This is a genomic window from Bradyrhizobium sp. CCBAU 11430, from assembly GCF_028128855.1.
In the GTDB taxonomy this organism is placed as follows: Bacteria; Pseudomonadota; Alphaproteobacteria; order Rhizobiales; family Xanthobacteraceae; genus Bradyrhizobium; species Bradyrhizobium ottawaense.
In genome coordinates this window covers 208,744-229,280 of the sequence record NZ_LBJV01000067.1, presented here as the reverse complement: position 1 = coordinate 229,280, position 20,537 = coordinate 208,744, and the positions used below count along the sequence as shown (strand labels likewise).

18 protein-coding genes and 1 pseudogene are annotated in these 20,537 nt (G+C 60.2%); 8 read left to right on the top strand and 11 right to left on the bottom strand.

What is annotated here, in order from left to right; all coding sequences use genetic code 11:
• The first annotated feature begins 30 nt into the window (after positions 1 to 30).
• The gene (locus XI04_RS27245; RefSeq protein ID WP_028144290.1) at positions 31 to 690 is read left to right on the top strand and encodes a response regulator; all 660 of its coding nucleotides are present in this window, start codon (positions 31 to 33) and stop codon (positions 688 to 690) included.
• Here XI04_RS27245 and XI04_RS27240 read toward each other — a convergent pair.
• The 4 genes from XI04_RS27240 to XI04_RS27220 form a co-directional block, all read right to left on the bottom strand.
• On the bottom strand, positions 685 to 2,805 hold the full coding sequence (locus tag XI04_RS27240) for an MASE1 domain-containing protein (RefSeq protein ID WP_162832245.1): 2,121 nt from the start codon (positions 2,803 to 2,805) through the stop codon (positions 685 to 687). The genes XI04_RS27245 and XI04_RS27240 overlap by 6 nt on opposite strands.
• 2,338 nt (positions 2,806 to 5,143) lie before the next feature.
• Positions 5,144 to 6,046: an SMP-30/gluconolactonase/LRE family protein gene (locus XI04_RS27230; RefSeq protein ID WP_212429276.1), complete on the bottom strand. Its 903-nt coding sequence runs from the start codon at positions 6,044 to 6,046 to the stop codon at positions 5,144 to 5,146.
• A complete protein-coding gene (locus XI04_RS27225) occupies positions 6,043 to 7,215 on the bottom strand; it encodes a M24 family metallopeptidase (protein WP_028142368.1) in 1,173 nt (390 codons plus the stop codon). Before XI04_RS27225 ends, XI04_RS27230 begins: the two co-directional genes overlap by 4 nt.
• 48 nt (positions 7,216 to 7,263) lie before the next feature.
• Positions 7,264 to 7,923 carry a GntR family transcriptional regulator gene (locus XI04_RS27220; RefSeq protein ID WP_028142367.1) on the bottom strand — a complete coding sequence of 220 codons (660 nt, stop codon included), beginning with the start codon at positions 7,921 to 7,923 and terminating at the stop codon, positions 7,264 to 7,266.
• A 227-nt stretch (positions 7,924 to 8,150) separates the two neighbouring features.
• On the opposite strand from XI04_RS27220, the gene XI04_RS27215 reads away from it, so the two are divergent.
• The 7 genes from XI04_RS27215 (at position 8,151) to XI04_RS27185 (ending at position 14,828) form a co-directional block, all read left to right on the top strand.
• Entirely contained in the window at positions 8,151 to 9,170 is a 1,020-nt protein-coding gene (locus tag XI04_RS27215; RefSeq protein WP_271623824.1) for a TRAP transporter substrate-binding protein, read from the top strand.
• Positions 9,171 to 9,241: 71 nt separating this feature from the next.
• Positions 9,242 to 9,751 (top strand): TRAP transporter small permease, encoded by a 510-nt coding sequence (locus XI04_RS27210; RefSeq protein ID WP_028142365.1) that lies wholly within the window; start codon positions 9,242 to 9,244, stop codon positions 9,749 to 9,751.
• Between the two features lie 58 nt (positions 9,752 to 9,809).
• Positions 9,810 to 11,090, top strand: coding sequence for a TRAP transporter large permease (locus XI04_RS27205; protein WP_028142364.1), 1,281 nt, complete (start codon positions 9,810 to 9,812; stop codon positions 11,088 to 11,090).
• Between the two features lie 31 nt (positions 11,091 to 11,121).
• Positions 11,122 to 11,616 (top strand): type II 3-dehydroquinate dehydratase, encoded by a 495-nt coding sequence (locus XI04_RS27200; RefSeq protein ID WP_028142363.1) that lies wholly within the window; start codon positions 11,122 to 11,124, stop codon positions 11,614 to 11,616.
• Positions 11,617 to 11,618: 2 nt separating this feature from the next.
• Positions 11,619 to 12,287, top strand: a complete 669-nt coding sequence (locus XI04_RS27195; protein ID WP_271623823.1) for a hypothetical protein — start codon at positions 11,619 to 11,621, stop codon at positions 12,285 to 12,287.
• On the top strand, positions 12,287 to 13,102 hold the full coding sequence (locus XI04_RS27190) for a sugar phosphate isomerase/epimerase family protein (RefSeq protein ID WP_028142361.1): 816 nt from the start codon (positions 12,287 to 12,289) through the stop codon (positions 13,100 to 13,102). Before XI04_RS27195 ends, XI04_RS27190 begins: the two co-directional genes overlap by 1 nt.
• 16 nt (positions 13,103 to 13,118) lie before the next feature.
• A complete protein-coding gene (locus XI04_RS27185; protein WP_028142360.1) occupies positions 13,119 to 14,828 on the top strand; it encodes an FAD-dependent oxidoreductase in 1,710 nt (569 codons plus the stop codon).
• Between the two features lie 282 nt (positions 14,829 to 15,110).
• Here XI04_RS27185 and XI04_RS27180 read toward each other — a convergent pair.
• The 7 genes and pseudogenes from XI04_RS27180 to XI04_RS27150 all read right to left on the bottom strand — a co-directional run.
• Positions 15,111 to 16,129, bottom strand: a pseudogene (locus tag XI04_RS27180) (Gfo/Idh/MocA family protein); the annotation flags it as partial.
• Between the two features lie 6 nt (positions 16,130 to 16,135).
• Positions 16,136 to 16,585 carry a type II 3-dehydroquinate dehydratase gene (gene aroQ, locus XI04_RS27175; RefSeq protein WP_028142359.1) on the bottom strand — a complete coding sequence of 150 codons (450 nt, stop codon included), beginning with the start codon at positions 16,583 to 16,585 and terminating at the stop codon, positions 16,136 to 16,138.
• A gap of 13 nt (positions 16,586 to 16,598) precedes the next feature.
• Positions 16,599 to 17,345, bottom strand: a complete 747-nt coding sequence (locus XI04_RS27170; protein WP_028142358.1) for an amino acid ABC transporter ATP-binding protein — start codon at positions 17,343 to 17,345, stop codon at positions 16,599 to 16,601.
• Positions 17,346 to 17,404: 59 nt separating this feature from the next.
• A complete protein-coding gene (locus XI04_RS27165; RefSeq protein ID WP_028142357.1) occupies positions 17,405 to 18,232 on the bottom strand; it encodes a transporter substrate-binding domain-containing protein in 828 nt (275 codons plus the stop codon).
• A gap of 51 nt (positions 18,233 to 18,283) precedes the next feature.
• On the bottom strand, positions 18,284 to 18,940 hold the full coding sequence (locus XI04_RS27160; protein WP_028142356.1) for an amino acid ABC transporter permease: 657 nt from the start codon (positions 18,938 to 18,940) through the stop codon (positions 18,284 to 18,286).
• A 12-nt stretch (positions 18,941 to 18,952) separates the two neighbouring features.
• Positions 18,953 to 19,621, bottom strand: coding sequence for an amino acid ABC transporter permease (locus XI04_RS27155; RefSeq protein WP_212476466.1), 669 nt, complete (start codon positions 19,619 to 19,621; stop codon positions 18,953 to 18,955).
• A 51-nt stretch (positions 19,622 to 19,672) separates the two neighbouring features.
• On the bottom strand, positions 19,673 to 20,536 hold the full coding sequence (locus tag XI04_RS27150; protein ID WP_028142354.1) for a shikimate dehydrogenase: 864 nt from the start codon (positions 20,534 to 20,536) through the stop codon (positions 19,673 to 19,675).
• Position 20,537: the final 1 nt, after the last annotated feature.

Here is a 20,537-nt window from a genome sequence, read left to right as displayed (position 1 = left end):
CCGGGCGGCCAGAAGACGGAGACCTTTTCTATGAAGGTGCTTGTTGTTGACGATCACACATTGATTCGGGCCGCGCTGCACGCTGTCCTGAAGCAACTAAAGCGAGAAGCCGTTATATTTGAAGCTTCGAGCGGCCGAGAGGCCATGCACATCGTCGAGGAGCATCCCGACATCAGCCTCATTCTGCTTGATATCAATTTGCCTGATCGCGACGGCTTCTCCGTCCTTTGCGAACTGCGCGATCGCTATGCGAGGACTGCCGTCGTCATTCTCTCGTCCTCCGATGATCAAGACACAGTCAGGCGCGCCTTCAAATTCGGCGCGCTGGGTTTCATTCCGAAAACCACGGAACGCGAGGTGATGCTCAAGGCTATTGAATTGGTGTTCTCCGGCGGAGTTTACATCCCGTTGGAGATACTGGAGAAGACAGCGGGCCCACGGCATGCAAACAAGCCAATGGCGCCCGACTCGCTCAAGGGGCTCGGGTTGACCGATCGGCAGATTGAAGTACTTGCGCTCCTGATGAAGGGGAAGAGCAATAAGGTCATTGCCAGGATGCTCAATATGGCAGTGCCTACGGTGAAGAATCACATCACGGTCGTTCTCAAGGCGCTCGGCGTAGCGACGCGCACCGAGGCCATCATAAAGGTCGGAAAAATGGGCTGGGAGTGGCCGAAATCTGGATCATGAAACTGCCCCAGCGTCTCTCCCACCATCGTGATCCCTAAACAGCTTGTGCATGACAGCGCGGAGCTGCATTGGGTCGACAGGCTTATGCAGCAAAACGTATCCTCTATCCTTGGCGTCCCGCAGTGGCTCAGCTGCCGTATCGCCGCTGATGAGAATGGCAGGAATTGACGAGCCAAACGCCGCATTGATTTGTTCAATTGCCCTGATTCCGGTCTTCCCGCGTGCGAGATGATAGTCCGAGATTATGAGGTCGGGGCGTTGTTCGCGCTCAGCAAGTCGAACCAGTGCGGCTTCGTCGGATCCGGCGGCAAGAACCGAACATCCCCATTTGCTGAGCAATCCGCCCGTTCCCTCCTGCACGATGGGAGTATCGGCAATAACAAGAATTGCCTTGCCGTCGACTGCAAAAGCGCCGGGGTGTGGTAAGTCGGCGGGCGCTGCGGCTCTGACGCATTCGTCGACCTTCGGAACCAGAATCGTGAATCGCGAACCGCGACCCACAGTCGAAGCGAGCTCAATGGGATGGTTGAGAAGCAAGCGAAGCCTGTCGACAATGGCAAGGCCGAGCCCCAGGCCGCCGGACCGGTTCTGCTCCGGAGCAGGAACTTGAAAAAACTCGCCAAAGATATTCTGCTTTTGATCCTCGGGAATGCCGGGACCGGTATCGTATACTTCGATGCGCAGCATTTCACCGCGCCGACGGCATCCGACCAGGATCCCGCCCTTTAACGTATAGCGCACAGCATTGGATACCAGATTCAGCAATATGCGTTCGAGCAGCATGGCGTCGCTCCGTACCCAGGCGTCACTTGGCCTGACCCGTAAGCGCACGCCTTTTTCTCGCGTCGCCTGATCAAACGCCGTCTCGCTTTTTTGCAACAGGCGTCCGATCGGGAATTCGGTAATGTAAGGGATGAGCATCCCGGCATCGAGTCTCGAAATGTCCAGCAGCGAATTGAACATTTCATCCATTTCCTTGCGCGTTGCGTCGACCCGCTCGATCGTCTTTGCCCTCTCCCCTGGTTCGAGCGGCGTGCGCAGCTGGGCAACAAACAGCCCTAATGCATGTAACGGTTGCCGCAAATCATGGCTTGCCATGGCAAAAAAGCGTGACTTTGCGGCACTGGCGAGCTCCAGCTCTTGCGTTCGCTCTGCGACCTTCTGCTCGAGTTCGACGCGCGCGCGGCGCAGACGCTCCTCCGCTTTCTTGCGCACCTCGACATCGGCGCTCAGCAACAAGCTTGGAACGGTAATGCTGATCAAGAACATCAACACCAGCAGGAACGATGCGTTAAGGTCCGTAGTTGCGAACGGGCCGCCGCCCGTGAGCGTGCCCCAGATCGTGATACCCGCAAGCATCAGGGCGACCGTCGCGGTATCGCGTGGACCGCGGCGCAGCGCCGCCCACAACATCGGCAAGATCGCCAGAAAACCCAGTGGATCTCGGCCGGGCGTTTGCTCGATCAAAGGGCTGAAAGCAATGAGTCCAACAACCGCCGCTGTCGTGAGGACGCCAACCGTCTCCTGAAGCGCATGGCGTTCGAAGTCATGATAGCGGCTTGATGCCCAAAGCACGATAACGGGAGTAATGACCAGTGCGCCTGTCACGTCTCCCAGCCACCAGGTGATCCACGCGTCCGCGAAACTTTTCTGTTCGATGTACCCGAAGATTGTCAGACTGGTCAGTCCAATGCTGGCGCTGATCGGCGTCGCGATGACGACGCAGATCACCGCAAACTTTGCGACAGAATCGGGGGTTGAAAACGTGTTACATCCGCTCGACCACCGATTAATGAGGTAAGCGCCTACAATCGCTTCAAGAGCGTTGCCGGCCGCAATCGCGATTGCGGTAGCAACCGAGCCCGCCGTCGTCGCATTTGCAATCAACGCTGCCGCAAAAATTGCTGGCCAGGTCCGATATCCCCCCAACAGCACCGCCGCCAGCGCGACACCTGTCGGCGGCCAAATTGGCGTTGAACTGGGATGAATGGACGCGAGAGCAAGCCCACCTTTGGCCAAGACGAGATAGATGGCGCCGATTGCGACCAGACAACCGACGTAGCTGACAACTCGGCTAGAATTTGTCTCGGGAGCTAATGATCGAGGATTGGACATCGTCCACGTCCTGGACTAGGCAAATGCTTCGTCTATCGAAACTGACTTTTGATCTCTGGATCTAACATCGCTAGATGGATACTGGCAGATGCACTCAGGTCCAATTGATCACAGCAGTTTGCTGGCGGACTAAGAGACGGCACGTGATCGAGCTGGCCGACTTGCTGTTCAATCCCCGCCGATTGCGTTAGAACCAGTGGGACGAACAGGGCACCGTTGCACCCCGAGGAATTCGCGCCATCTCGTGTTCACCCCGAGCTTTTGGGGGATGCATCGTACGACGAAGATAGGCGCTCCGAAAGCCGGATCTGGACCTGGACCAGGTCGCTGTGCGCGACAAAGGCCTATCTCTCGTTGGAGTCTCGGGACTGAACCACTTGCACGATAGCTTGCTGCGACGTGACGAGGAAGCGGAAGCTTCGCAGAAGCATCTCCATGACCGATGAGGCGACGAGTCCGTTGCGTGGGCCGTGGCGTTTGCGATGGGCGGTGCAAATCGGCCTTGATCGAACAACCGTAAAGAAGCCTGTGATCGAGTGACATCGTTCGACGACTTGCGCGGCGGTCATCAAGTTTGAAGCGCTGCGTCCTTTGTTCGCTATCGCTGACAAAACGGCGCACTCACTTCACCGCATTCAAGCATCTTTGAAAAAGCAGCACTGGCGTGCTCACGCCGCCAGCGGGCGGCAATTAATCACTTGCGTGGGCATCCGAAGACGAATGCGCCGTACTACACGGCCTTCGTCCGGATTGATCAAAGCGAATTGGCGGGCATACCGAAGATTCGCCGGTGTCCCGGCATGCCGGCGATCGTCTTGCTCGCGACCGCTCACCGGGCCGCGTTCGAGTCCACCGTCGGCCGCTCGCATGTCATTCGATCAATCATTCCGACACAAATGACGTGTGAAACGCTTGATAGCCTCTTGCTCTTAAGCGCCAGCCGCACGTTTCGGCGCGCAGTGAGATTACGCCGCTGTAATAGCGACATACCGGCTCGGTCAAGGGATGGCGTGAGAAATCGGATTACTCCTGAGAATATGAAGTCTCGAGATTTCATCGATTTTGGCGTAGGCCGCTCTACAGCCCAAAGCCTCGGCCAATCTCCCGCATCAGCCTGAGCGCGGCGTCAGTATGGCGGCCATAGAACAGCGCGCGATCAAGCTGCGAAAAGATGCCCATTCCAAATAGCGCGATAGCAACGCCTCTAAGCATGGTTGGGGACCGGGTTTGAACGATGCTGCGAAAGTTCAACACGGCCCCAGCCGCAGGATGGGGTCAGCAGCCGGGGCCGGCATTCCCATTCCAATGTGCCGCAATCGGCGGTAATCGGCACGCTCTCAGCAAGCCACAAGAATGCTAACGAACTCTTTCTCGCGCTGCCGTCCGGCGCGCCCACGCCGTTGAGGTTGGATCAATGTGGCGCAGCGTGGGCGCTCCCCATCTGCTGCCTTGCTGAGTTGCCGTGCGATGCTTGAGTTGCCGTGCGATGCTCTTGCCTGAGGTCTTGCGTTTCCCAATTCGCGGCATCGCTGCTAACGATTGGGATGGCAGGCTCTCACCTTGATGCTGCAAGCCCCCCTCGGGCCAGCCTTGGCCCCTTGGGGGCTGGAGGGGACAATGCGGGGCCAAGGCGGTCCGACGGATGGCGCTGAGGAGCGCCACGCAATTGAGGCTAATCCCAGTCGGCGATATCGCTGTGTTCACTTGTGACCGGGAACAGATATTGTAATGTTCCAACAAAGGAACATGGTGGCTGGCTATGAAAGACATGCAGGCCCGGTCCGAGAAGCTTCGCCGAGATGCCACTGAGTGCGCCCTTATTCGCGACTTGGCGACTGATCCCAAGAAGCGTGAGCTATTTGCTCAGATTAGCCGAACACCTTGATGTGCTCGCATCGGCAGTGGAGCAAGTTATTGCCGACAGCGGTGGTACCGACATCGCTCCCATGCCGCCCAAGCCATGAACTTGATTGCGAACTTGCCCTCGGGCCGCCTCTCGCAAATCAGCCGAGAATGCCTATTCTTCCCGCATGCGTTCATTTGAGTTTTGCCTGCCGACGAAGGGCATTGCGGTCCCGGTCGGCCCCGATTGGCTCCACGAAGTAAAATACGACGGTTATCGGCTCCGACTGGAGCGCGATGGCGACCGCGTGCGCCTGATCACGCGTGGCGGCTATTGGTCAGCTGAGGGCCACAACCGGACTCATGTATTGCCGCAACTTTCAGGCTTGGTGTTGACGACGTTGAAAAACATGCATCACGACTCCGAGCGCAAGGAACGAGGTTTGGAACGCACGCGACGCCGAAGTCAGCCATGGGCAGTAGCGAACATGCAATTTCAGCGGGAGCTGGACACGAAACGATGTTCAAAAAGCCCCTCGGCAATGCCGTGGACCGCAAGAAGATGTCCCGCCCGAGGTTCTGCCCACAATTGATGCGGATCTAGAAACTTCCTCGCCGATGTGATGAACAGCGTTTTGAGATCGCTGCCTCCAAAACACACGCAGGTCGGATTCGTCACCGGTAAGTCAATGACCGTGTCAATCTCGCCGTTCGGCCTATAGCGCGCCACCCGTCCGCCCGAAAAGAACGCCGTCCAAATCCCTCCGTCGACATCTACGCACGCACCATCTGGTCGCTGCTGCGAGGAACTGTAATCCGCAAACAGGCGCCGGTTGCGGATTACGCCGTCGTCGAGATCGAAGTCGAACATCCAAGTGCGGTAGCGCCGCGTGTCTGTGAAATAAAGCGTGCGATTGTCAGGCGAGAATGCGATCCCGTTGGTCACGATCACGTCGCCGAAAGACCGCGTCACCTCGCCGTTTCCCGTCACACAGTAGAGCGAGCCGTTCGGACGGTGTAGCTGATTGTCCATGGTGCCGATCCACAATCTGCCACGCGCGTCAACGCGGCCGTCATTGAGCCTGTTGTCAAGCCCGCCTTCGACTTCGCACACTTGGGCTATCGGCGCGCCGTCGGCACCTTGGCGAAACAGACGCAGATCCTGCGCAAGCAGGTGCGCGCCGTCCGCCGTCAAAGCCTGGCTGCCCAGGAATTGGCAATCGTAGGAGGATGTCTGGTAGGCACCCGTCGACGGATCGAACGATTGGTGCAGCCTTCTATCGATGTCGATCCACCACAGCTTGCGGGAACGATCGCACCACAGGGGCGTCTCGCCAAGGATGTCTGCGCTGGCAACGGCAGTCTCGACTCTGGACGCGGGAATCAAATTGGCGCTCATGCCGAAATCCGATACCAGTCGCGCGCGTCATCCCCGAAGGCCTGAAAGCCGGTCGCGGTCACGGCGATGGTATCTTCGAGCTTGATGAAGCCACGCCGCGAATGCGGCAGCGTGGTCTCGATCGAAATGACCATCCCAGCTTCGAGAGGTACATGGGCGTCGTCGGCGGGATAGGGAATGGGGCCGGTCGCCATAAGCCGTGGCGCTTCGTGGCTGACGATGCCCATGCCATGGGCCACGAACTGCAGCTGCTTGCCGTGAGGCGACCGCGCCAGCGCTTCCGTGGCGGCGGCGTAAATCTCGCTACCCATCAGGCCCGCGCGAATTGGGGCGCGCGCGGCCTGTTGGATCAGGTCGATTTCAGCGAGCAGATCGACAAGCTCGCTGTCCGGCGTGCCGTGCACCGCCATTCGGCAAAGATCGCCGATGTAACCTCGGTAGTTGCCGCCCGAATCCAGCGAGATGATATCGCCGGGCTTGAGACGTTGGTGCGAGGGAGCCCGATTGAGGCTCGTTCCCATCGTCACCAGGGCGTATTCGAAGGTCATGTCACGGGACAATTCGGCTTGCCGCAGACGATCTATGATCTCGCGCTTGCTCTGCCCGAGGCCGGTTTGACTGGCTGCCTCCATCATGGAGGCGACCACCCGCTCGGACGCTTCGCGGAGGATCTCCAGCTCGCCCGCGGTTTTGATCGATCGTAGTTTCTCCAGCGGCCGCATGGCCTCGACGAGCTGACAATGCGGGAGCTCCGTGCGCAGCACGTCGGCTGCGTCCAGCGGTAGGAACGACGCCTCAACGCCGATACGAAGCGCAGGCGTCGCCATCGTCTTGATGTGTTTGAGCGCGAGCGTCATAGCCTCGACCGAGGTTGACGATCCAAACACGACCGCCGGCAACCAGCATCCGTCGATCGTCCTGTTCTGGATGCTGTCCCCCTCGTTCCGATTGGCGATGTAGACCGACTTGTCGAGCGCGCCCTTCACGTAGACGAAGATGGGGAGATATCGGCTGATGCCGATCGCCTCCATGTAATCGAATTGGAAGTGATAGTACCCGCCGAGAAGGTACTGGATGTTGTGCTTCGAGGTGACAATCAAGATGTCGATGTTGAAGTCGTCGAGCAGGCCATCCAGCTTGACCGTGGAGAACGGGATTGTCGCGCTCATTGATCGTTCTTCTGCATCGACGATTTGATCCCGGGGCAGACCCAAAAGTCAGCTGTCCTTCCAGGAGGACAGCGCATGCGCGACACAGCCATTGATGTGCTCGCTGAGGACGGCCTTAGCGCTCTTGATGTCCCGCTTCAGGGCGCATTCAAGCAGCGCCTTGTGCTGGTTGATCGTCTCCCTGCCGCGATAGCGCAGCGCATAGCGGAAATATTTGTCGAACACGATCGCGTGAGTATGCATAAGCTCGCGCGACCCGCAGCTGGAGATCAGCGCTTGATGGAATTCGCCGTCGTAGCGCTTGCGCAACTCGGGATCGTCGCCGTCCTTAAGGACAGTGCGCTCGGTGGCTGACAGCTTGTGATGCGCTGACACCACGCGGCCCTCCCACTCGACGTCCCCGGCCCGAAACGACTCCGCCATAGCGTGATGCTCAAGCAGGATCCGCAGATCGGCAAGCTCGCGCAGGTTCTGGATCGAGATAGGCGCCACCTCAAAGCCACGCTGGCCTTCGGCGACCACAAAACCTTCCGACGCTAGGCGATTGAGAATCTCACGCAGCGTCGAGATGCTGACGCCGTAGTCCTCCTTGACCGCATCGAGCTTGAGACGGCCCGCGGGCCTGAGCACGCCGAAAATGATGTCGGACCGAATGCGCTGATAGCCGCTGTCGCCCGCTGATAAGGGCCGTTCCTCAAGTGCCGTCATTGCCTCTGATCTCGCTTGACCGATCATGCTCCACCGTGAGGCGAGCCGAACCATCTTTACCGCAAGGATTATAGGACCGCAATCACCTCTGACGTTCTAAGCTATCTCATATGACCTTTGATCTATCATTTGACATCCAAATCGATGTATGATGTCTAAAAACAGCTAAAGGCACGAAACGAGCGCCGAAGTCGCCGGTCGCGCCCGGTCAAACCAGGGAGGAAACGATGAGCTTGTTGGTACGGGCGCTGTCTGCGACGGCGATCTGCGTAGCGCTGACGGTCGGGGCGTCCGCCGCCGACGACATCCAGGATCGGACGATCAGGTGGGGGCACCTCAACAACACCGATCATCCCGTCAGCTTTGGCGTGCAAAAGTTCGCTGAGATCCTGCTGGCCAAAAGCGGGGGCAAGATGAAGGTGCGCGAGTTCGCCGCTTCGCAGCTCGGCAACGAATTGCAACAGCAATCGGCGCTACGGGGCGGCACGCAGGAGATGCTGTCGGCCTCGACGACGTCGCTCGCGACCGTCATTCCAGAGTTCGGCCTGATCGATTTCCCGTTCCTGTTCAACACGACCGAGCAGGCCGATGCTCTCGCGACCGGCAAATTCGGCAAGGCGATGATGGATGCGCTGCCGTCGAAAGGGCTGATTGGCCTCGGATATTGGGGCCTGGGCTTCCGCAACGTCACGAACAGCACTCGCCCGATCACCAAGCTTGAGGACTTCAGCGGCCTCAAGCTTCGTGTGATTCCGAATCCGGTCTATCTCGAAAGCTTCAGTGCCTTTAAGGCAAATCCGGTCCCGATGGCTTTCGGTGAGCTGTATTCGGCGCTCGAGACCCGCACCGTCGACGGCCAGGAGAATCCATACACGGTCATTCTCTCGAACAAATTCTACGAAGTGCAGAAATACGTTTCCGCCACAAATCACACCTTTACTCTGAACATCATCCTGGTGAGTAAGATCTTCTGGGACAAGCTGTCGCCGACCGAGCAGGGCCTGATGCGTGAAGCTTATGAAGAAAGCCGCGGCTATCAGAAGGAGCAGACCCGCCTTCAGACCGACAAGGCTCTGGCGGAGCTGCAGGCCAAGGGCATGCAGTACAACGCGATCGCTCCCGACGAAACCGAGCGCATGCGGAAGGCGGCGCAGCCGGTCGCGGACAAGACGTCGGCCAACCTTCGTCCCGAGACGGTGAAGCTCTTCAACGAAGAAGTCGAGCGCATCCGCAAGGACGTGAAGTAGTCGACTTCTTTTATAACGCAGGCCGAGCCGGCCAGTGGCCGGCTCCGCCCTCAGATGCCCGGACGTCACGCATGGCGCGAGTTCTCGACCTCTATTGCACGTTCCTGAAGGCCGTCATTGCCGCGTGCCTCGCGGTCATGGTGGTCCTGGTCTTCGGCAATGTCGTTCTGCGTTACGGCTTCAACTCCGGAATCACGATTTCCGAAGAGTTGTCGCGCTGGTTGCTGGTCTGGTTGACCTTCCTCGGCGCAATCGTCGCGCTTCGCGAACACGCTCATCTTGGCGTCGATAGCCTCGTCCGGATGCTGCCGGCTTCTGGCAAGCGCATATGCTTCGTCATCAACTATTGCCTGATGCTCTTCGCCGACTGGCTGTTGCTGTCGGGAAGCTGGCGCCAGACCATCATTAACATCGACGATCGCGCGCCGGCGACTGGTCTCTCGATGGCGATCTTTTACGGGGTTGGCGTGATCTTCGGCGTGTCGGCCGCAGTCATCCTTCTCTACGACCTCCTCCGCGTGCTTACGGGACAGGCGAGCGAATCCGACATGGTGGCCGTCAAGGAATCGGAAGAGCACTGATGTCTCATCGAACCGCGCCAGGCAGCATCCACCTCCAGCAGTCCACCGGGATCGAGTCATGACGATCGCCGTCTTCACATTCTCGCTGCTGGGCGCCATGGCTCTGGGCATGCCGATCGCCTTCGCGCTCATCGTCTGCGGCGTGGCCCTGATGAGCACGATCGGCATGTTCGATGCCCAGATCGTGGCGCAGAACGTCATCAACGGGGCCGACAGCTTTCCGCTGATGGCGATTCCCTTCTTCATGCTCGCAGGCGAGATCATGAACAAGGGAGGGCTGGCCAAGCGTATCGTCAACGTCGCGCTGGTCGCGGTGGGGCATTTCCGTGGCGGGCTCGGCTATGTCACGATCCTTGCGTCCTGCATCCTCGCGTCGCTGTCTGGCTCGGCGGCTGCCGATGCAGCGGCGCTCGCGGCCCTTCTGGTGCCCATGATGGTGGCGGCGGGGCACAAGAAGTCCTATGCGGCGGGCCTCGTGGCGGCGGGCGGCATCATTGCTCCCGTCATCCCTCCCAGCATCGGCTTCGTCATCTTCGGCGTCGCCGCGGGCGTATCTATCTCGAAACTGTTTCTGGCTGGCATCGTGCCGGGGCTGCTGCTCGGCGCAGGGCTTTGTCTGGCCTGGGCGTGGGTGGTGCGGAAAGAGAACCTTTCGCCGCCGCCACGGGCCTCGTGGTCGGAGATCGTCAAGGCCGTCGTCGACGGCTTCTGGGCGCTGATGCTGCCGGTCATCATCGTGGTCGGCCTGCGTTTCGGCATCTTCACGCCCACGGAAGCCGCGGTGGTCGTCGCCGTCTACTCCCTGTTCGTGGCGACCTGCGTCTACCGCGAGCTGAAACTGTCGCAACTCTACGCGATCTTCGTCTCCTCTGCCGTGACGACGAGCATCGTCATGTTCCTGGTTGCTGCGGCGCTGGTATCGTCCTGGCTCATCACCGTGTCGGAGATATCCGCACAGGTCGTGACCCTGTTGAAGCCTTTCATGGGCGACAAGACGCTGCTGATGCTCGCGATCATGGTCGTGGTTGTCATCGTGGGGACGGCGCTCGACATGACGCCGACGATCCTCATTCTCACACCGATCCTGATGCCGATCGTCAAGGCGGCGGGCATCGACCCCGTCTATTTCGGCGTGCTCTTCATCATCAACAATGCCATCGGCTTGATCACGCCCCCGGTGGGCATCGTGCTCAATGTCGTCTGCGGCGTCTCCAGGATCAGCATGGAGGATATCATCAAGGGTGTCTGGCCCTTCATGATCGCGCAACTCATCGTCCTGTTCGCGATGGTGCTGTTCCCGGGGTTGGTGACGATCCCGGCAAAGTGGTTTGGCGGCTAGTCGCGCGTTGGCAAAGGACAAGAGGGACAAAATGGCCGCTCAAATCATGATTCTCAATGGACCCAATCTCAATTTCCTCGGCATCCGCGAGCCTCACATCTACGGCTCGACGACGCTTGAGCAGATCGAGGCGAGCTGCCAGGTGCTGGCCGATCAGCTCGGAGTTTCGATGTCGTTCCATCAATCGAACATAGAGGGCGAACTCGTCAGCCTGATCCAGTCCGCCCATGGCAACGCGGATGCCATCATCATAAATCCCGCGGCCTATTCATTTACCTCGATCGCGCTGATCGATGCGCTGAAGATCTTCGAGGGCGTGAAGATCGAGGTGCATATCTCGAACATTCACGCGCGGGACGAGCTGCACCGCCACTCCATCACCTCGAGTGCCTGCACGGCGGTCATTTGCGGCCTGGGTCCTTATGGCTATCTTGCTGCGATCCTGGCCGCCGCGCAGCGGCTGGGGCAATTGCCTGGTACCATTCCGTCGGCTCTGCACGGGCTTGCGGCCGGCAGCAGAGCGTAGGCATGGAGGGCGGGATGCGCGGCAGAGGATTTCTCGCCATCTGGAGCGACGTCGAGGCACACGACCTGACCAATTACCGGCACTGGTTGACGCGTGAGCACACGACCGAGCGCGTGACAACGAGGGGATTCCTGGCATCGCGTGTGTTCCGGGCGGCAAGGGACGACATCAACCGCTTCTTCATTTTGTATGAGCTGGAAGCACCCGAAGTGCTCGACGGCGAGGCCTATCTGGCGCGCCTCAACGCACCGACGCCGTGGTCACAGCGCATCATGCCGAAGCTCGGCAATTTCATGCGCGGCGGCGGCGTTATGGTGGCGCGCGCAGGACGGGGCGAGGGAGCCACGATCACGGCGCAGCGGATCGAAAAGCTGCCAGCCAGCCCGCAAAACCTCGCCGACGCGCTTGTAGCCTGCGATGGGGTCGCCGCCGTCCAGATCGGCGCGACCGACCAGGCGCGGACATCGGTGCAGACAATTGAAAAGGGCATGCGGAAGGATGAGGGCTTTTTCTCGGGTCTTCTGGTGATCGAGGCGCTCGACGCTACCTCCTTGCGGGCTGCTTTGCAGCAGGCGCGGACGGTAACTCCTGACGTCATGGGCCGGGCCAGCGAGCCGGAAGTCTATTTGGGAATGTTTGCGCTCGAGGCCCGCATTGCGGATTTCGGCTAATGGCCATGTTCTCTCTCGCTGCGCTGACCGTGCTCGAGCTGGCACCTCCCGAGATGATTGAACTCGCGGCCCGTTGCGGCTACGACAAAGTAGGACTGAGGCTGTTACCCGCAACGCCTGGCGGAGTTGCATATCGCCTGATGGACGATGCACCGCTGCTACGGGCAACTTTGCAACGGTTGCAGTCGACGGGAATAACCGTCGCCGATCTCGAGGTCGTTGCGTTCAGACCGGACACCGACATTGCCTTTTTCGCCCCCTTCTTCGAGGCCGGGGCCCGCCTCGGGGCCAAGCACATCCTTGTCGCATCCTATGATCCAGATCTGGCAAGGTTCGAGGAACGCTACCGGCAGTTTTGCGAAGCTGGAGCGGAGTATGGCCTCACGTCCGACCTCGAGTTCATGCCATGGACTAGCGTTCCAGATCTGCGGACAGCGCTGCGGCTCGTCAGCGACCTCGCTCATCCCGCGGCCGGCATTCTAGTCGACGCGCTGCATTTTGATCGATCGCGAAGCTCGCTTGCGGACCTTCGCTCCATCCCCACCGATCGTCTTCATTATTGGCAGATCTGCGACGGCCCGGCCGAGCGCCCGCTGAACACGGAACAGCTCATCCATGCCGCGCGCGAGGAGCGCATGTTTCCGGGCGAGGGTGGCATCGATCTGGTCAGCTTGACTAAGGCGATGCCGGACAGTCTGACGATCAGTGTCGAGGTTCCGACCGTTCGATTGGCAAAGACCATAGACGCCGAAGCGCGGGCGCGCCGAGCGCTGGCAGCGGCCAAGGTCATTGTCGAGAGGGCGCGCGCGACGTGAAAGAAGGCGGCTTGGGATGGTGCAAGCCAATCACTCCTGGGACGGTGAGACCGATCTCCTAGTCATCGGCGCCGGTGCGGCGGGCATGACGGCCGCACTTGTGGCCGCCCTCGAAGGGCTTCAGGTTATCCTCTGCGAGAAGTCGGACATGGTGGGCGGCACGACCGCAACCTCCGCCGGCACCGTCTGGATCCCGGGTAGTCGGCAAGGACGGCTCACCGGAAAGCCTGATACGCCCGAGGGCGCCCGCACCTATCTTGCTGCAATGCTCGGCGAGCACGCGACCGACCAACGCCTGGACATGTATCTCAAGGCGGGTCCGATCGTGCTCGACTATCTCGAACAGAAAACGAGCGTCCGGTTCGCGGCGCCCCCAGTCCATCCCGACTACAAAGACCTTCCGGGCGCCGCGATCGCCGGCCGCGCACTCGGAGCAGTTCCGTTTGACGGACGCGAGCTCGGAGACGACTTCGCCCGGATCAGACCGCCACGCCGCGAATTCATGGTTCTCGGCGGGATGATGGTTGGGAAGGCGGACATTCCGCCGCTATTGGCGCCTTTCCGCGACTGGTCCAGTTTTCGGCATGCCGCAGGTCTGCTCACCCGGTATGCGCTGGATCGTGTCAACTACAGGCGCGGCACACGCCTGATTATGGGCAATGCGCTTGTGGCTCGACTTTTTGACAGCATTCGGCGCGCCAATGTCACTCTTCGCTTTGAGACGGGGTTGAGCGAGTTGATCAGCGACCGCGGTGCGATCGTAGGGGCTGTCCTCTCATCACCAAACGGACAGCTGGCCATACGCGCCCACAAGGGCGTGGTGCTCGCAACCGGAGGGATTGGCTGGAGCCGAGAGCTCCGCGAACGGCTGTTTCCGCACGCGGCGCGCCGCTACTCGCTCGCGCCATCGAGCAATACTGGCGATGGCATCCTGGCCGGGGAGCGCATCGGCGCCGGCCTGGAGCGCGGCCTCGATAGTCCGGCCCTGTGGATGCCGAGTTCTGTCATGAGGCAGACGGACGGCCGCCTTTCAGTCTTCCCCCATATCCTGCTCGATCGTGCCAAGCCGGGACTACTCGCCGTCAACAGGTCAGGGCGACGCTTCGTCAACGAGGCTAATTCCTACCACGACTTCGTCGCCGCGATGCTGGCGTCGAATGCTGCGGCGACGCCGGCCTTCCTGATCTGCGACAGAACCTTCATCAGGGATTTTGGAATCGGGCTGGTTCACCCAGGAACCAGAAGCCTGACCTCCTACCTGCAAGCCGGTTATCTGCTTGAAGGTCAGACGATCGAAGAGTTGGCTCAACAGATCGGCACTGACGCCGACCAGCTTGCTTCGACCGTGAAGCGATACAACCGCTACGCCGAAGCGGGGATCGATGAGGAGTTTGGCCGAGGTACCAGCGAATTGAATAGGTTCAATGGCGATCCCGACAACAAGCCGAACCCTTGTCTCCGGCGGATCGGCCCAGGTCCGTATTATGCCGTTGCCGTATGGCCATCAGATCTCGCCAGCAGCGCCGGCTTGCGAACGGACGCTCGCGCTCGGGTGATGTCTCACGACGATAGAATCATACCAGGGCTGTATGCCGTTGGTAACGATTCATCTTCCATTTTCCGCGGCATGTACCCAGGACCCGGTACAATGATCGGCCCGGCCGTGGTATTCGCCTGGTGCGCTGCAATCGACTCTGCAGGAACTTTCACCGAATACTTAAAGTAATCACCTGCAAGCGACAGGGCAGGCAAGTGACAGACCGCGTCATGCCTCGGGAGACGCAGGGTTGCCGATCTACCTCGATCATCAGTGACTTTGTCGCTTCCTGCCCGAATCGGGGCATTCGCGTCGATTCACGCGCGTCTCTGCGATGTCTGGTCTGGCCTCGACTGCCGACGTCCGGGACACCATGCCGATCTTCGCCTTCGGGCCACAAGCGGTCGTCAGGCAGCAACCGCAAGATTTCGGCTGGTGGTCATCAGGCTCAGAAAAAGATGCGGACGTTCCATCTCCGGTTTCCGCCGCGCGTTTGACCGCGTCGATCACTGTGAGGGTTTTCAGCCCTTCGCGCCCGCTCACCACAGGCTCGGCCGTACCGCGGATGACTCCGCAGAAATTGGCGATCTGCAGAGCAAGCGGGTCTTCGTTCTCGTAGCTCAGCCGCTCGCGCTCAATCGGCGCCCACCAGCTGGCCTTGCTAGGATGATGCCATAGATCGAGTTGCGGAATAGCCAGCGATGCCCTCGTGCCGCCGATCTGGTAGCAACTCTCCTGCGTATGACTGTAGGCCGAGTTCTCACCGGCGGTGAATTCCCAGCTCCAGGGCGACTGGATGGTATCGGAGACATTGACCGTTCCCAATGCGCCGGAGGCGAAGTGAGAGGATCAACGCCGTCTCTTCAACCTCATTTCCACGCAGCCGATTGGATTGGGCCGCTTGCACCGCCACGATATCCCCACAGAGGTACCGTAGCAGGTCGACATCGTGGATGAGATTCAGGAAAACGGGACCCGCCCCTCTCTCGCGACGCCAGGCCACATCGAAATAGTCGTCCGGCTTGATCAGCCAGAACATGCCATGCACCGACACGATCTGGCCCAGCCGGCCCCTTTCGATCTCCGCCCTAGCGCGCTGAATCATCGGGTTGTGGCGGCGATGATGGCCGGTAAGCAGCGGCACGCCCGCCCGCTCGGAGGCTTCGACCAGTGCATGTGCAGCGACGACGTCATCCGCTAACGGCTTCTCGATGAGCGCCGGGATGCGAGCTGCGATACAATCCATGCCGTTGGCTACATGCATCTGATTAGGGGTTGGCGACAACCACCCCCTCCGGCCGATTTTCGGACAGCATGTCCTGAAAGGACGGAAACCAGTCCACCTTCGGCGACGCCGCCAACTCTCGGGCCGCCGGCATCGGATCGACGATCGACGACAGTACCGCCTCCGGCCGCGCGAGAATGTGCTCGACGTGTCGCTTGCCGATGAGACCCGCTCCCATCAGCGACAGGCGGACGGGTGCACTCATACGATGCTATCCCTTGCTCTCATCAAGCAGCTTGGCCACGCGACGCAAGCCGAGCAGATAGCCCTGGGTGCCGAAGCCTGCGATGACCCCATCAGCCCGTTTGGAGACAAACGAATGGTGACGGAATTCCTCGCGCTTGTGCACGTTGGAAATGTGCACCTCGATCACTGTCCCCTCGAATGTGTTCAGCGCATCCAGGATGGCGACTGACGTATGGGTGAAAGCCGCGGGATTCATCACGATCCCGGCAGCCGTCTCGCGCGCCTCGTGGATCCAGTCGATCAGCTCGTATTCCCTGTTCGACTGGTGAAAGCGAATCTCCAGGCCGAGCTCCCCGGCCAGCGCACGGCAATCTCGGTCCACATCCGCGAGCGTCTCGTGGCCATAGATGTGGGGCTGGCGCTTGCCGAGCAAATTGAGATTTGGTCCGTTGAGGACGTAGACAAGACGACTCACGAAAGACCTCCATTCAGTGATGGGCAAGGATCTCGCCAAGAAACTGCCTGGTGCGGGCATGCTCTGGATTGCGGAAGAACGCCTCGGGCGCGCCTTCTTCGATGATCTGGCCTTCAGCCATGAAGATCACACGATCCGCAACCTGGCGGGCAAAGCCCATCTCGTGCGTGACGCAAATCATGGTCATGCCGTCGTTGGCGAGGCCTATCATCGTATCGAGCACCTCCTTGACCATCTCAGGATCGAGAGCCGAGGTCGGCTCGTCAAATAGCATCACCTTGGGCTGCATGCATAGCGCGCGCGCAATTGCGACGCGCTGTTGCTGACCACCCGAAAGCTGAGCTGGATACTTCTCGGCCTGTTCACCAATGCGCACGCGCTCGAGGTATTTTCGCGCGGTCGCCTCTGCCTCGGCCTTGCCGATGCGGCGCGCGCGAATGGGGGCGAGCATGCAGTTCTGCAACACCGTCATATGCGGAAAAAGGTTGAAGCTCTGAAAAACCATCCCGACGTCCTGACGTACGACATCGATGGCCTTGATGCTGTCGTCCAGCCGATGACCGTTCACCACGATACTGCCCTGCTGGATCGCCTCCAGGCGGTTGATACAGCGGATTAGCGTCGACTTGCCCGAACCGGACGGACCGCAGAGCACGATCTTCTCGCCCTTGCGCACGGTGAGATCGACATCGCGGAGAGCTTGGTACCCGCCGTACCACTTCTGCACACGCTTCATTTCGATCAGAATCTGGTCCTGCATGCTGGCCTCCGCTGTCGGGCGGCGGCCAACGCGGATCGCGCGTCGGCCGCTCGCAGGGACTACTGAACGGCGAAAGGAACGCCGGGGACCGTGTCGGGGAAAACCGGGACCGGCACCTTCATCCATTTGGCGTAGAAGGCGGCCAGCTTGCCGTTCGACTTGATCTGGTCGATGAACTTGTTGACCGTCTCGTTCCACTCCTTGTCTCCCAGGCGCGTGCATGCGCCGTTGTATAGAGCGGAGAAATGAAGCTTCGGTTCGAACCCGAGCTCCGGTTTCGCGGCATTCAGACGCTGCGGGTAAAACAAGTTCGCACCGACGGCCTGGACCTGGCCAGAGAGCAGCGCCTGTATCGTGGCCGCGTCATCGTCGAATCTGCGGATTTCGGTCCCGGACGGGGCGTTGTTGGTGACCTGCGTATCTTGCGTCGAGGAGCGCGGGACACCGATGACATATTTGCCCATATCAGCATTGCTGTTGATCGGCGTCGCCTGGGCCGCGACAAGCGTAATCTCATTGGCGACATACGGCTTGGAATACTGCACTGCCTTCGCACGCTCCGGCAGCATGGCCATGGTCGCGAACAGGATGTCCACACGGCCTGTGGTCAGTGCCGGGATACGATTGGCAACGGCCAGAGGCGCGAACTCGGCCCTCACGCCAAGGAATTCAGCGAAGGCACGCCCCATGTCGGCATCGATGCCCTCCTGCTTTCCCGAGCTGTCGACAAAGCCCCAAGGCGCATTATCGCCCTGAATGCCGATGACGACGACGCCCTTCTTCTTCACGTCTTCCAGAGTGCCCGCCTGCGAGCCGCCTGCGACAACGATGGCCGACAGAGTCAGCAGCGCAATGCCGACCTGGCGGCGATTGAGTGAAAACAACATGAGTATCTCCTCCTGGTGATGGCTGTATTTGATTGGGCAGGTGCGCCGTTCCTACCTTTGATTGGCCAGGGCGAGCCTGGCCTCCATCCGGCTGCCCCACCATGAGAGTGGCCAGCAGAGGATGAAATACATCGCGCCAACCACGCCGAAGACCAGCAACGGCTGGTAGGTCTGGTTCGATACGATTTGACCGGCGCGGGCGAGTTCGATGAAGCCGACAATGGCGGCGAGCGAGGTGCCCTTGATGAGTTGCACGAGATAGCCGATGGTCGCCGGCAGCGAGATGCGAATAGCTTGCGGCAGCACGATGTCGCGCATGCGCCAGGAATAATGTAGACCGAGCGCCATTGCGGCCTCGGTCTGACCGCGAGGCACGGCCTGGATTGCGCCGCGCCAGATCTCGCCGAGAAAAGCCGAGGCGTTGACGGTGAACCCGATCGCCACCGCAACGAATGCTGACAGCTTCAATCCGAGGAGCGCCAAGCCGTAGTACACCACAAACAGTTGCAGCAGCAGCGGTGTGCCCTGGAAGATAACGATATAGATCCGGACCATCCATTCCACAGTCGTGCGACCGCAGGTGCGCAACAGTGCGACGATCAGGCCGGCGGTACAGCCACCGACGAATGCAACCAGCGTCAGCAGCACCGTCCACTGCAGACCACGCAGGAGGAAGCCGAACTCGGGAAGACCGAAATGCGGTGTCATGATCTGCCCTTCTCAGCGCGTCGGATACGAGAAGAAACGGTGGGAGATGATCGCGAAGCCCGACATCAGCAGCCAGGAGATCGCGAGGTAGAGGAAGGTGACGAAGAAATAGACCTCGAAGCTGCGGAATGTGTCGCTTTCGATGCGCTGCGCAACCGACGTCAACTCATCGGCGGAGACGGCCGAACAGATCGACGAGGTCAGCGTCAGCATGACGAACTGCCCCGTGAGCGACGGGTAGATCGCGCGAAGCGCGGGCTTGAGTACAATGAAACGAAACACTTGTCCTTTGTGCAATCCGAGCGCGTAGCCGGCCTCAACCTGTCCCTGGTGAACAGACTGCACGCCGCCACGGATGATCTCGATGGCGTACGCGCCTCCATTCACGCCGAGTGCAATAATGGCGGTGGCGGTCGGATTGAGCTTCAATCCGATGAGCGGCAGTGCAAAGAACAGAAAGAAGATCTGCACCAGGAAAGGCGTATTGCGCACGATCTCGACGAAGCCGATCACGATGGCACGTAACCAGGCCGCCTTCGAATCGCGTGCCGCGACGCCGGCGACGCCGATGATCATCGCCAGTGTCATGCCGGCAAGCGCCAGACCTAACGTGCCCACGCACCCCCACAGCAGCGCGGGCATGGCATGCCAAACCACCGAGAAATCGAGCGTATAGCCCATCTTGCGTTTCCTCTCGGGCGTTGTGCGTGCCGCTCGCCCATCGGCCGGGTGTCACCCTCCCAGGGATGCGAAAGTTGAGAAGAAGACGTCTGGATCGGGTGAAACGCCCGTGAACAGGCGGAAAGCTTCGGTGCCCTGGAAGATCGCCATGCCGCCACCGTCGACCGTGCGGCAGCCGAGGGTACGGGCCGCGCGCAGCAGTGCGGTTTCCAGCGGGAAATAGACGATCTCGGCGACCCATAGATCGGGACGCAGCAAGGCCGTCGGCAGCGGTGTGCCCGGATACTTGTCCATGCCGATCGGAGTCGCGTTGACAATTCCGTCTGCGGCAGCCACGGCCGCTGCAACATCCTGGCCGGCCTTCAAGCGCCCCTCTGCAAATCGGGGGGACAAGCCGTCGACCACACTCTGCGCCTTGGCCAGGTCCAAGTCGACAATGATCAACTCCTGCACGCCGAGTTTCATCAGCGCAAAAGCGACTGCCGCGCCTGCGCCGCCGGCGCCGAATTGGACGACACGACCGAGCGACGCGCCTTGCATGTTGCGGCGAAAGTTCTCGGCGAAGCCGAACCAGTCGGTGTTGTGGCCGATCATTCGACCGTTCCTGATAACCACGGTGTTCACGGCACCAAGCGCCTGCGCGTCAGGCGAAAGCTCTTCCAACAGCGGAATGATCGCCTGCTTGCAGGGATGGGTCACGTTCAGCCCGTCAAAGCCCATCCGCCTCGCGGCCGTGAGCAATTCCGGCAATGCCTCCGCACCGAGCTTCAACTCGGCCAGATCGATCTTCCTGTAGAGATAGCGGATGCCAGCGGCGTCAGCGGCCGCTTCGTGCATGGGCGGCGTGCGGGACGCAGCAATGCCGCTGCCGATCAGGCCGACGAGGAAGCTGGGTTTGGGTTGAATGCTCGGCATA